Origin of the sequence: Streptomyces sp. UH6 (assembly GCF_013421635.1) — a bacterium.
Classification (GTDB): domain Bacteria; phylum Actinomycetota; class Actinomycetes; order Streptomycetales; family Streptomycetaceae; genus Streptomyces; species Streptomyces abyssomicinicus.
Map to the genome: position 1 here is coordinate 1 of NZ_JACADT010000102.1, position 10,529 is coordinate 10,529.

Sequence of the window (10,529 nt, forward strand, 5' to 3'; positions counted from 1 at the left end):
CATGGCGACTGCGGCTGCCACCGGGCCACCAGCGAGCGAGGCCGCGGCGACCATGCCGACGGTCGTGTTCGCCCCGGTCAGGGCGAGCGGCACGACCGGCAGGCCACCCGGCGTGTGGTCCAACCCCGTTCCGAGCGCGGTGGGAACCGGGGCCGGGGCGGGCGCGGCGGGCGGTGGAGCGGGTGAGACAGCCTGAACGGCTGTCGGTTCCGTGCTGAGTTCCGTCATGCTGAGAGCACTCCTTCAGGGAGTAGGGCCCGGCCAGGTGCTGTGGAAGGTGTCGGCCGGGCCTGCAGACGTGGGCTAAGCGGCGCACCGTTCGTCGGAGGAGTCACAGGGCACGCAGGTGCCGAGCGACGAGGGGATGACGTACCCGGCGTCCCGTCCGCAGTTGGGGCAGGTACGCCGGGCACGGTTGGCCTTGGCGAGCGCTGAGGCCCGGCCAGGCGTCATCGGACGCACCGGCTTGGCAGCGTCGACGCGGTAGAGGTACGCGACCAGCGGCCCTCGCCGCTGGCGCGGGCGCTGCAGCTCTGCGACGACGTCCTGGCCCCCGGGGCGCAGGCCCATCCGGCGCAGCTGGCGACGCGTCGCCAGGCCGTCGGGCGCAAGGCGCCAGCGGTAGATCGGCAAGGACGTCACGAGCCGCTCGCAATCGCCAGCTCAGCGTTGCCCGAGGACGGGTTCCGCAGTTCGGCGTAGCGGGCGGAGACCCAGCCGACCGACCAGCCGCAGAGTCCCGCCGCTGCCCGCACCGACATGCCTTCGGCGTGCGCGGCGGCGACGATTGCGCGGGCCTGGTCCTCGGGCCGCTTCTCGGTGGCCGGGCCGACAGACAGCAGCGCCGCGCGTACACGCGCCGCCCGCTCCTCCCGCTCGGTCTGCTCGCGGCGTTCACGCTCCTCCCGCTCGCGGCGCTCGCGCTCGGCTCGCTCGGCGGCCTCCCGCTCCCGCTGCCGGCGCTCATGCTCGCGCTGTTCACGCTCGCGTTCACGGCGTTCACGTTCGGCCCGCTCAGCCCGCTCCCGGGCCTCCTCGCGCTCGCGTTCCTCGCGCCGCGCCCGCTCCTCCCGCTCGGTCTGCTCACGGGCCAGACGCGCCTCGTGCTCGCGCTGCTCACGGCGTTCACGCTCGGCGGCCTCACGTTCTTCGCGCCGCCGTTGCTCATCCCGCTCGCGCCGCTCGGCGGCCTCCTCCTCGCGGCGCTCGCGTTCGGCTCGCTCCTTCTGTTCCGCCACGACCTGGGCGGCGGTGATGGCCTTGCGGTAGGCGAGGCCGGTCTCTGCCGTGACGATCAGCAGCAGCGGCGCGACCGAGTGGACAGCCACGCCGACCAGATCCTTCTTGAGGGCGGCGTCGGCGATGTTCAGGGCCAGCGTCATGATCCCGGTCATCCATCGCAGCGCCACCGGCCACCGCCCCCCGTGCCCACCGAGGCGGGCGAGCGTGGCGTCCAGGCGCACGACGATGACCACCGCCGCGTCCACCACCAGCGGCAAGATCGGAGCCGTCCACCGCCACTCCTTCGGGGTGTGCGCGGCGGCGAGTGGGGTGACCGTGAGGATCGAATACAGCATCGCGCCCGCCACGATCAGCCAGGTGCCGGCCGACAGGGCACGCTCCGCTGAACGAATCTGAACAGCGTTCACGGCGCGCCCTCCAGACCGTCCTCCGGTGCGGCGACGACATCGCACCAGCGGCAAGTAATGCCCGCGTCATCGAGCTCGGTGTGCAGCCGTGAGGCCATGAACCCCGCGACCGCCAAGGCCAGCGTCAGCACGCCGGCGGCATTCACGGCCCACCCGGCCGGGGTCCAGCCGACCATGTGCAGCGCCCCCAGCACGGTGACGGCCGAAAGGGCCGCGTATGGGTGGTGTGCGAGCCACAGCAGCACAGACCGCAGCAGGGGCGAACTGATCAGCAGGTGAGCGCTCATGCCGCGCCTCCCGCCTGCATCGCCGCGGCGGTGCGGTTGGCGAGCTGGGCCCGCTCGTTGAGCAGTCGTCGATACGCGCGCCGCACGCGGCGGGCGTCCAGCTCGCTCGGTGTGCGGTCCAGTGTGGCGATGAGTGCGTCGGTCAGCTCGACGTCCGCGAGGACCGCGGGCATCTCCACCTCAAGCGCGTCCAGCTCCGCGTCGGTGGGCTCCAGGTAGTCGGCGAACGCGGTAACGGCATCCGCCAGGGTCACGATGGTTTCCATGGGTCGTGTACTCCCTTGCAGGTGAAACGGCCCGAACAGCACCCCCGGAGCGGCTACTCCGGGGGTGCGCGCCGTATGGGAGCTCCCGCCCCGAGTGAGGCAGGAGAAGTGCCCCGGCCGGGAGTCGAACCCGGCCTCCGACCATCGGGGCTGCCGTTCATGGGAGCGCCGTCACCGGCCGCCCCGTGCACGGGCGTCGTCCTGGCTGCGCTTGTTCGCCTCGGCGTTCTTGCGCGCCAACTCCGCTCGTTCTGCGTCTGTCAGACTCGTCCTCACAGGTGCCTCCTACCTAGGTGCCTGTCAGCGGTCCCCGGGGTGCCACCCGGGGACCGCGTCCGTTGGAGCACTGTCCGGCTCCCCTCGGCGCCGCTCGTGCGAGACGAGCGGCGGAGGCAACCGGCCCACGGTGGGCGAACCGTGGGAAGTCGAAGTGCGCGGTCCTATGCCGCGCCGGCCGCCTTATCGGAGGAGGCGGCGACCTCGTCACGCTGTTGAGTTCTCAAGCTGCGGTTGCTTCCTTCGGGCCCGTTTCACGAGGTCCTCCGGGCAGGGCCGAAGAGGGCCATCCCTGGTGTGGGTGGGGCCTCATCGGCGCATCACAAGACTGGACCGGTGGACCGGTCCAGTCAACCCGCAAGGCGGCCATTAGAAGCTCCCTGACGGTGTTTCAGCAGTTCAGCGAGCCGAAGAGGGCGTGAAAAAAGCTGGACCGGCGGACCGGTCCAGCTTCTCGCGCTGGCTCACATGGCGTAGATGTCGGTCTGTTCGAAGTGTATGGAGGGGGTGACTCCCTCCTCGCAGACGAGCGGGCGCCCGTCCTGGTCGTGGGCCGTGTGCAGGACCACGGCCACTGCGGTTCCCGTGGGAACGCCAAGGTGTTTGGCCTCCACCTCACTCACAAGCCGCACGGTTGTCACGTCCACACCCTCCACCGGAAAGCGCCCCGTCTGCCGGCGCACGTATCGCGTGGTGCCTTCGGCAATCGGTGCCGTCTCCGCCAGGCGCGGCGCGGCCTCCGCGATCTCGCCGGGGAACCAGGCCTCCACGTAGCTGTGCGGCGTGCCGTCCGGCAGCTGCAGCACGCGCACCCGGCGTAGAGCGAGCGAGCCGGGGGCGACGTGCAGCGCCTCAGCGACACGAGCAGGTGGCTCCTCCCAGGTGGGCTCACTTACGCGCAGGAACGGCATGCCACCCGAAACGCGCGCCGCCCCCGAGCGGCGACCACCTGCCGGCCGAGCCACCGGCGTCTCCGTGACAACGAATCCCGTGCCCTGGCGGGCGACCACGATCCCGTCGCTGCGGAGGACGTCGACGGCCTTGATGGCGGTTGCGCGAGACACCGACCACTGCTCGGCGAGGTCCCGACCGGAGGGGATGGTCTCTCCAGGTCCGAACTCACCGGCAGCGATGCGCTTGCGCAAGGACTCTGCGATCTCCTCGTACTTCAGGACAGCCATGCTTCCTCGCTTCCTTGCGCTGGACTGGTCCACCGGTACACAACGATACTGCGGGAATGACGATTCCCGAGCTGGACCCTGCTGTGCTGCGGTTCTACGGCGAGACGGTGGACGAAGACTCTCGTCTGCGCGACTCAGCGGACGGCCGTATGGAGTTGGAGCGGACTAAGCAGCTGCTCCGCCGCTTTCTTCCGCCAGCCCCGGCTCGGGTGCTGGACGTCGGTGGTGCCACCGGAATTCACGCGGAGTGGCTAGTCGAAGACGGATATGAGGTGCACCTCATCGACCCCGTACCGCGCCACGTGGAGCGGGCATCGGCCGTTTGTCGCGCGACTTTGGGGGACGCGCGCGCTCTAAACGAGCCCGACGACAGCTACGACGTCGTGCTCCTGCTCGGGCCGCTCTACCATCTGCCGGACCCGGTCGACCGGTACCGGGTTCTTACCGAAGCGGTACGCACAGCGAAGCCGGGAGGCCTGGTCGCCGCGGCAGCAATTAACCGCTATGCCAGTCTCTTTGAGCACGTCTCCTATGCGCACTTGTATCAGGACCACATGCAGCAGTCAGTGGCCAACATCATGAGCACCGCTGTGTACGACGGAGAGCGCGGCTTCACTCTCTCGTACTTTCACCGGGCGGAAGAACTGGCAAGCGAACTCGTGGCGGCTGGAATGCTTGAAGTGCAAGTGTTTGGGATCGAGGGGCCCGCGTGGTCTTTGGTCAAAGCTGCTGAACAGCAGCCCGGGGAAGGGCCTACGGACGAGCTATTTGCCTCCGCCATGGCGGCCGCCCGTCTTGCAGAACCCTACCCCGAACTTCTAGCAGCTAGCTCGCATTTGCTGGCTGTGGGTAGGACACCTTATCGGTTGCCGTAGCAGTCCACAAGTTCTCGGCCGGTGTGGTGCTGGTCGGAGTTAATGGATCTGCGAGGAGCCTTGCAATTGCCTACCCCCACCAAATTCTGAACGCGGCCGTCAAGAAGGCGCCGATTGCAACGCCGAGGAGAGAGAAAGCGATCGTTGCGAAACGCTGAAGTTCTTGAGTGTGCCTCCCGTCAAGAATTTCCAAGACCTGCTCCGCACTCTCGATCTCTTCCTTGTAGTCCTCCTCCGCCACCTTTTCCAGGTATTCCTTCAGGTGTGTGGCTTTTTCGCTCGGGTACAGCCTTTCTAGCGACTCTGTATTGAAGCGCCTGTGTCGGCTTATCGACAGCCTTGCAGACACGGCGTCCAACTGTGCCGACTGCAACTTGTGACGCATCGTAAGCGCCCTGGATATATAGGCTTTCGGGCCGCGCCGCTTAAAGGCTTCAGTGATTTCTTCTGCCTTCGTGGACAATGCATCGGCGGAACGGAGGCGCCTGTTGCGGGACCTGGTGAAATCGTAGAAGTGGGAAAGCTGGGGAAAAATTTCCCAATAAAGATCAGTCAGTATATCTTTATCTTCATGAAAGTAGGTGATCGTGTCGTACCCGAGGCCCTTATTCACTGTAGCGGTGAATCCGTTTCCGACCTGGTGATCACCTGTACCTATCTGTAGCGAGAAGTTGGCATGGAACGGACTGGGGCCGAGCGTTAGAAGGGTGACAGTGGAGTCGCGCTTCTTGAACTCGTCTCGCAGAAACTCGCGAACAATGGCCAAGGACATGGATGGATCTTCAAGGGTTTCGGTCTTCGCGAGGCATTCAACATAGGTAACTGGATGGGTGTGACTGAACACGGTCATTACGTTAAAACGTTCTACATCTATCTGCCGAACTAGCGGCATAGTCTGGAGTCGGGTCGGGATTGTTACGGTGAACACAATCGCACCAGATTTTGGAATGGCGAATCTTTGGAGGTTGGGTGTGGCGTATCCATCTCCGATCCAAGAGAAATCAAGGTCCTTTACATCAAATACCTTGAACCTCTCCACTGAGGGGATCTCGTCAAAGGCGGCGGTGACCTTTTCGGTCCAGATGTCAGGATCGTTGCACTCTATGAGGCCCGGGACCATGCAACCAACGCCAAAAAATTTTACGTTCACCATTCCCCCCTCGTCGGTGGCGATAAGCCTAGCTTGTGCGGTGCGTGTAAGGAGTCCCTTTGTGCGACTGCCGGCAGTCTCCGGGCCCGAGGGCTCGCAGCCTTACGGTCTGACGGGCTTGCCCTTCAGATCGAGGGGATGCGGCGCTCGGCAGTCGTTGGCCATTCCGGAGGGTGATTGCCCTGACGGCACTCGCTGACGGCAACAGCGAGGTACGTGGCCGCACAGTGCTGACCCAGCATGGATACGCTGGTCCGTCCAGCGGCATCAAGTGCGGCAAGCGAAGACTCCTGACTGACCTTACAAGGCGGATGTCGGCGGTTCGAAACCGTCCGCGCGCACCAGGTCAGGCTCCGTCGCTCCCCGCGCCAGGGGAGTGCGGAGCCTTTCTCATGCCCGCTGGTGCTGGCGCGCGCCATGGACGTCGGTGTCGCTGAGGCGGCCGATGTCGAACGCGGTCAGGGGCGGCCGTACCGCCGGAGGTAGCGGGCCAGGACGCCGGTCCCCGTGCCGTCGCTCGGGGCCGTGGGCACAGGCGTCCGCCGGCACTGCCCGCTGTGCCGGTGGACCGTGATACCGGGGCCCGTGGCCTGGTCGACGGTCCCGCTCACGTAGGGCTCGCCGTCGCCGATCGGCCTGTCGCACCGAAAGCAGAGCATCAGACCCCCTGCGGTGCGCGGTTCGAGGTGGCGCGGCTGACAGCACGGCGCAGACCGCGGCCGGTGTCGCAGCCGTCGATGTGCTCGAGGCACGGCAGGCAGCCGGGCTCGGCGGGGCTGCCGACATGGGCGAAGAGACGGCGCATGGCCGTCTGTTCGGCGGCCGTGTGGGGGATGGTGGCGGGCGCGGGGCTGCCCGTGAGGTTCGGCATGGCGGTCCTCTCACGCAGGAGCGTTCAGCCCCCGACCGTGACAGCGGTACGGGGGTCGGTGTGCCCACGGTGGCCCGGCATGCAGACCGTGCAATGCCACTGAGGGGTATCCCCACGGTGGGTACAGTCCTGATATGACCGCGCTCACACCGCCAACAGCGCTCCCGTCGGCCGTGGTGAACCTGCCCGAGATGCGGGCCGCGCTCCGCGCGCACGACTTCGGGGCGGTCTTCCGCCTCGCGCGGGAGCGGGCCGGGATCAGCTACTCGAAGCTGGCCGCAGAGTGTGGCATCAAGCCGGAGCGGGTCGGCACGCTCGCCCGAGGACAGGGCCGCATCGAGAGCTTCGGCAAGATCGCTACCATCGCCGACGCACTACGGGTTCCCGGGCACCTCGTCGGCCTCGCCGCCCGGCTGTGGGAAACCGCGCCCAGCCGTCGTGAGGTCATCGGCGTCGGGGCCGCAGTCGGGCTGGCCTCCGCGCTCGGCGACCTGCACAGGCAGCCGGTGGCGGCACGCGTCGGTGAGCGCGACGTGCAGGTGCTCCGGGAGCGCACCGCGCGACTGCGGCGCCTGGACGACGTCCTGGGCGGCGGTGACACCCACCGGGTGTTCGTGGGCGGGTATCAGCGGACCCGGCATCTGCTGCGTGCCGCGAGCTGTACCGAACGTGTCGGTCGGGCCTTGCTCGCGCTGGCCGCCGAGCAGGCACAGCAGGCCGGTTGGGCGTGCTTCGACGCGGGCCGCCACCAGGAGGCGGGCACGCTGTACCAGGAGAGCCGGTCCGCGGCGGAGGAGGCCGACGCGGGGGACCTCGCGGGCAACGCACTCGCGTACGTCGCCTACCAGACGGCTGACCGGCGGTCAGCCGTCGCCATCGCGGCGGCGTCCTGCGACTCCATCAAGCCGTCGACGTCGTCGGCGGTGCGTGCGTTGCTGTGGGAGCGATACGCCTGGGCATGCGCCTGCGCGGGGATGGCCGATGCCGCGGACCGTGCGCTGGCTCAGGCCCGCGAGGCCGTGGCTGACGGTCGGGGCGAGGCTCCGCCGGACTGGGCCGCGTGGGTGGACGGCACCGAGGTAGAGATCATGACGGGCCGCTGCTGGGCGGAGTTGCGGCGGCCGCTGCGGGCGGTGCCGGTGCTGACAGCCGCACTGGCTCGGGTCGACGACGCGCACGCCCGGGACAAGGCGCTGTACTCGACCTGGCTCGCGCAGGCATACGCGGCGGCCGGCGAGGTCGAGGCGGCGACGGAGGTGTTGTGTCGCGCGTCAGACCTCGCCGACGGGGTGGCGTCCGCTCGGCCGCGTCTGCGCATCGCCGCGGTGGTGGAGCGGCTGCGGGCGGACTACGGCGAGGTGCCTTCGGTGGCCGAGCTGGTGGAGCGGACCTCGAGTCAGTCGGTCGCGTAGCGGTCGATCCACTCCAGATAGTGGGGTGCCCCCGTCACGGGCGTCCTGCACAGCTCCGGCCGTTGCCACGGGTGATGCTTGATCAGGTGGGCTTCCAGCTCGGGGTACCGGGCGGCGGTGGTGGTGAGCAGGAGGCGGTACTCCTCGCCCTCGCCGTATGCGTCGTCGTGCCAGAAAGCACTGGTGACCGGGCCGGTGATCTGGGCGCCGGCAGCGAGCCGGGCCTGCACTGCCGAGCGGGCGAGCGTGACGGCCTGGTCCTTGGTCTCGGTGGCGGTGGACACCTGCACGTAGTCGGTCATCCGCGGAGCGTACCCATCGCCGTACAGGCGGAAAAGCGCTCCAGCGTCCGGTGTCACGTCGTACAGGACGAGTGCCTCCCGATCGGGTCGACCAGGGCGGCCCGCCGTTCGAGTGGGGAATCCATCGTGGCTCGAACCTGAGCAGGGCCGGCCCGGGTGCGGTTGTCCCGCCGGCCGGGTGCGCGGTGGGATGGCCGGGTGACGACGCTCTACTTGTTCGGGTCCGCCGCCCCTCCCGTTCTCGGCGTGGCAGCGGTCGTCGAGGAGGCACAGCGGCGGGGGTTCGACGTGTGCCTCGGCCTGACGCCGACGGCGGCCCGGTGGCTGGAGCCGCAGGTCGCCGGGCTGGAGCGGCTGACCGGTCATCCGGTGCGCTCCGACTACAGGCTGCCGGGAGCGGCCGACGTCTGGCCGCGGGCGGAGGTGATTCTCTTCGCGCCCGTCACCTTCAACAGCCTGAACAGCTGGGCGCTCGGGCTGACTTCGACGTTCGTGGTGGGGGTCTGCGCCGAGGGGACCGGCAAAGGGATCCCGCTCGTCGCCATGCCGTGCGTGAACGAGGCCTATGCCCGGCATCCCGCGTTGGGCCGGAGCGTCGCCGAGTTGCGTGCCCTCGGTGTGTCGGTCCTGTACGGCGAGGGAGGATTCCAACCGAACCCCCCGGGGGAACGCCACGAGTACCCCTGGCAGGCCGCGCTGGCCGAGGTGGAACGGGTGGCGGCCAGGCGTTCGTAGGGTCGGCGGGCGGTCCGCTCCACGCGGACGGGCGGACGGGCAGGGCAGGGGCAGGGCAGGGCGGGGACTCAGGTGTGTGGGGCTTCGCCGGACAGCTCATCGGCGCTGATCGGCGTGGCGCGCCAGTTCCTCCCAGAAGGCGAGGCGGTGCTCGGCGCGGTAGTCGACGGGGCCGATCCGGTCGGGGGCCAGCGACTGGGTCCAGGGGCGGCGGTCGTCCGGCCGGTGGCGGGGCCACTCCGGCAGGCCCGGACCGCCGGGGGCGCCGGTGCGGGCGAAGGTCGCCCAGTACGCGGCCATGGTGGAGGACAGTCGGCGCTGGGCCGGGCTGAACAGCGGCTCCGCAGCCTCGTCCTCGAAGAGGTAGGGCGTGTCGCCCGCGTGGAAGGCGCCGAAGTCGAACCCGCCGGGCAGCGGCAGGAACATGGGGGCGTCCCGGTCCGCGAACTCGTACGCGTACAGCGGCACCCGGCGGCCCAGAACCCGGTGCTGGGCGTGGGTGCCCAGGGCCCACATCCGGTCGGTGAACACCTGGGCCCAGGCGAGTGAGGGCGAGGGGAAGGCGGACACCGGGTACCGTGCCGCGACCCGGGCGGCGGCGTCCTCACCGAAGGCGGTGCGCAGCGCCCGGTGGTAGCCGTCCGGGGTGAGGGGGTTGCCCACGGCGTCGTGGAAGAGGCCGGCGAACAGGCGGTGCTCGTCGCGGGTGGCGCCGGAGAGGACCGGGACGTGGAGGAAACGGCCCGCCCGCAGCGCGTCGGGCGGCAGCTCGGGCAGGGCGGGAGTGCCGTAGGCGAACACCTGGAAGGCGTTCATGATCTGCGGCACCTCCAGGACGCGGCGCACCGGCAGGCCGCGCAGACACTCCAGGACGCGGTCCGTGCCGCCCTCCGCGCAGCCCAGGGGCGCGGTCATCTCGGCGGTGATCTCCTCGACCTCGCGCCGGGAGCGCCAGACGTACCAGGGGTAGGCCGGTACTCCCTCACCCATCGCCCCGGCGGGCATGTCCATCAGGCCCTCGCCGCTCGCCATGACGGCACGGTGGAAGAGTCCCCGCGCACCCGGCGAGGTGAGGTGTCCCGAGATGGCCGACGCGCCGAAGGAGACACCCGCGACGGTGACGTTGCCGGGATCGCCCCCGAACGCCGCCGCGTTGCGCCGCACCCATCGCAGCGCGGCCTGCTGGTCCAGGAGGCCGAACGTGCCGGAGCCCTCCACGCCGGGCAGGGCGAGGCCGCCGAACACCCCGAGGCGGTAGTTGACGGTGACCACCACCAGTCCTCGCGCGGCCAGTCTCCGCCCGTCGAAGAGGGAGCCGCCGCCGACCGAGCCGTCCCCGTGGATCCACACCAGCACCGGGGCGCCGTGACGGTCCGCACCGCGTGCCCCCGGCCGGGCGGTGCCGTGTGACTCCGGCCGGTCCGCACGGTGGGGCCCCGGCCGGTCCGGCGGGGTGGTGACGTCGAGGACCAGGCAGTCCTCCTCGGTGCTGGCCGTGCCGGTGTACGCGGACGGCACCTGAGGG

12 protein-coding genes are annotated in these 10,529 nt (G+C 69.4%); 3 read left to right on the plus strand and 9 right to left on the minus strand.

Annotated features, from left to right (window positions below; all coding sequences use genetic code 11):
- Positions 1 to 303: 303 nt before the first annotated feature.
- The 5 genes from HW445_RS08720 to HW445_RS08740 all read right to left on the minus strand — a co-directional run bounded on the left by HW445_RS08720 (position 304) and on the right by HW445_RS08740 (position 3,659).
- The gene (locus HW445_RS08720; RefSeq protein ID WP_180220450.1) at positions 304 to 642 is read right to left on the minus strand and encodes an RRQRL motif-containing zinc-binding protein; all 339 of its coding nucleotides are present in this window, start codon (positions 640 to 642) and stop codon (positions 304 to 306) included.
- Complete coding sequence (locus HW445_RS08725) at positions 639 to 1,649, minus strand: DUF2637 domain-containing protein (RefSeq protein ID WP_180220451.1); 1,011 nt, start codon at positions 1,647 to 1,649, stop codon at positions 639 to 641. Before HW445_RS08725 ends, HW445_RS08720 begins: the two co-directional genes overlap by 4 nt.
- Positions 1,646 to 1,936: a hypothetical protein gene (locus HW445_RS08730; protein ID WP_180220452.1), complete on the minus strand. Its 291-nt coding sequence runs from the start codon at positions 1,934 to 1,936 to the stop codon at positions 1,646 to 1,648. Before HW445_RS08730 ends, HW445_RS08725 begins: the two co-directional genes overlap by 4 nt.
- Positions 1,933 to 2,202: a DUF6284 family protein gene (locus HW445_RS08735; protein ID WP_180220453.1), complete on the minus strand. Its 270-nt coding sequence runs from the start codon at positions 2,200 to 2,202 to the stop codon at positions 1,933 to 1,935. The genes HW445_RS08730 and HW445_RS08735 overlap by 4 nt, the downstream gene beginning before the upstream one ends.
- Positions 2,203 to 2,942: 740 nt before the next feature.
- Positions 2,943 to 3,659, minus strand: a complete 717-nt coding sequence (locus tag HW445_RS08740; protein WP_180220454.1) for a GntR family transcriptional regulator — start codon at positions 3,657 to 3,659, stop codon at positions 2,943 to 2,945.
- Between the two features lie 56 nt (positions 3,660 to 3,715).
- Between HW445_RS08740 and HW445_RS08745 the strand changes: the two genes are divergently transcribed.
- Entirely contained in the window at positions 3,716 to 4,534 is an 819-nt protein-coding gene (locus HW445_RS08745) for a bifunctional 2-polyprenyl-6-hydroxyphenol methylase/3-demethylubiquinol 3-O-methyltransferase UbiG (RefSeq protein WP_180220455.1), read from the plus strand.
- Between the two features lie 70 nt (positions 4,535 to 4,604).
- Here the strand turns inward: HW445_RS08745 and HW445_RS08750 are convergent, their stop codons facing one another.
- Together HW445_RS08750 and HW445_RS08755 are read right to left on the minus strand one after the other, a co-directional pair.
- Positions 4,605 to 5,687, minus strand: coding sequence for a hypothetical protein (locus tag HW445_RS08750; RefSeq protein WP_180220456.1), 1,083 nt, complete (start codon positions 5,685 to 5,687; stop codon positions 4,605 to 4,607).
- Between the two features lie 655 nt (positions 5,688 to 6,342).
- Positions 6,343 to 6,555: a hypothetical protein gene (locus tag HW445_RS08755; protein WP_180220457.1), complete on the minus strand. Its 213-nt coding sequence runs from the start codon at positions 6,553 to 6,555 to the stop codon at positions 6,343 to 6,345.
- Positions 6,556 to 6,746: 191 nt separating this feature from the next.
- Between HW445_RS08755 and HW445_RS08760 the strand changes: the two genes are divergently transcribed.
- Entirely contained in the window at positions 6,747 to 7,967 is a 1,221-nt protein-coding gene (locus tag HW445_RS08760) for a helix-turn-helix transcriptional regulator (RefSeq protein ID WP_257230936.1), read from the plus strand.
- On the opposite strand, the gene cutA is transcribed toward HW445_RS08760, so the two are convergent.
- Positions 7,952 to 8,269, minus strand: coding sequence for a divalent-cation tolerance protein CutA (gene cutA / locus HW445_RS08765; protein ID WP_180220459.1), 318 nt, complete (start codon positions 8,267 to 8,269; stop codon positions 7,952 to 7,954). The genes HW445_RS08760 and cutA overlap by 16 nt on opposite strands.
- A 198-nt stretch (positions 8,270 to 8,467) precedes the next feature.
- On the opposite strand from cutA, the gene HW445_RS08770 reads away from it, so the two are divergent.
- The gene (locus tag HW445_RS08770; RefSeq protein WP_180220460.1) at positions 8,468 to 9,004 is read left to right on the plus strand and encodes a flavoprotein; all 537 of its coding nucleotides are present in this window, start codon (positions 8,468 to 8,470) and stop codon (positions 9,002 to 9,004) included.
- A 96-nt stretch (positions 9,005 to 9,100) separates the two neighbouring features.
- On the opposite strand, the gene HW445_RS08775 is transcribed toward HW445_RS08770, so the two are convergent.
- The coding region (locus tag HW445_RS08775) for a carboxylesterase/lipase family protein (protein WP_180220461.1) at positions 9,101 to 10,529 on the minus strand (1,429 nt) is incomplete at its 5' end.

What these genes read in the sequence shown, in the direction of transcription:
- cutA (WP_180220459.1), bottom strand. Translation starts at nt 8,269, where the DNA reads ATGACCGACTACGTGCAGGTGTCCACCGCCACCGAGACCAAGGACCAG.
- HW445_RS08730 (WP_180220452.1), bottom strand. Translation starts at nt 1,936, where the DNA reads ATGAGCGCTCACCTGCTGATCAGTTCGCCCCTGCTGCGGTCTGTGCTG.
- HW445_RS08745 (WP_180220455.1), top strand. Translation starts at nt 3,716, where the DNA reads ATGACGATTCCCGAGCTGGACCCTGCTGTGCTGCGGTTCTACGGCGAG.
- HW445_RS08735 (WP_180220453.1), bottom strand. Translation starts at nt 2,202, where the DNA reads ATGGAAACCATCGTGACCCTGGCGGATGCCGTTACCGCGTTCGCCGAC.
- HW445_RS08760 (WP_257230936.1), top strand. Translation starts at nt 6,747, where the DNA reads ATGCGGGCCGCGCTCCGCGCGCACGACTTCGGGGCGGTCTTCCGCCTC.
- HW445_RS08750 (WP_180220456.1), bottom strand. Translation starts at nt 5,687, where the DNA reads ATGGTGAACGTAAAATTTTTTGGCGTTGGTTGCATGGTCCCGGGCCTC.
- HW445_RS08740 (WP_180220454.1), bottom strand. Translation starts at nt 3,659, where the DNA reads ATGGCTGTCCTGAAGTACGAGGAGATCGCAGAGTCCTTGCGCAAGCGC.
- HW445_RS08755 (WP_180220457.1), bottom strand. Translation starts at nt 6,555, where the DNA reads ATGCCGAACCTCACGGGCAGCCCCGCGCCCGCCACCATCCCCCACACG.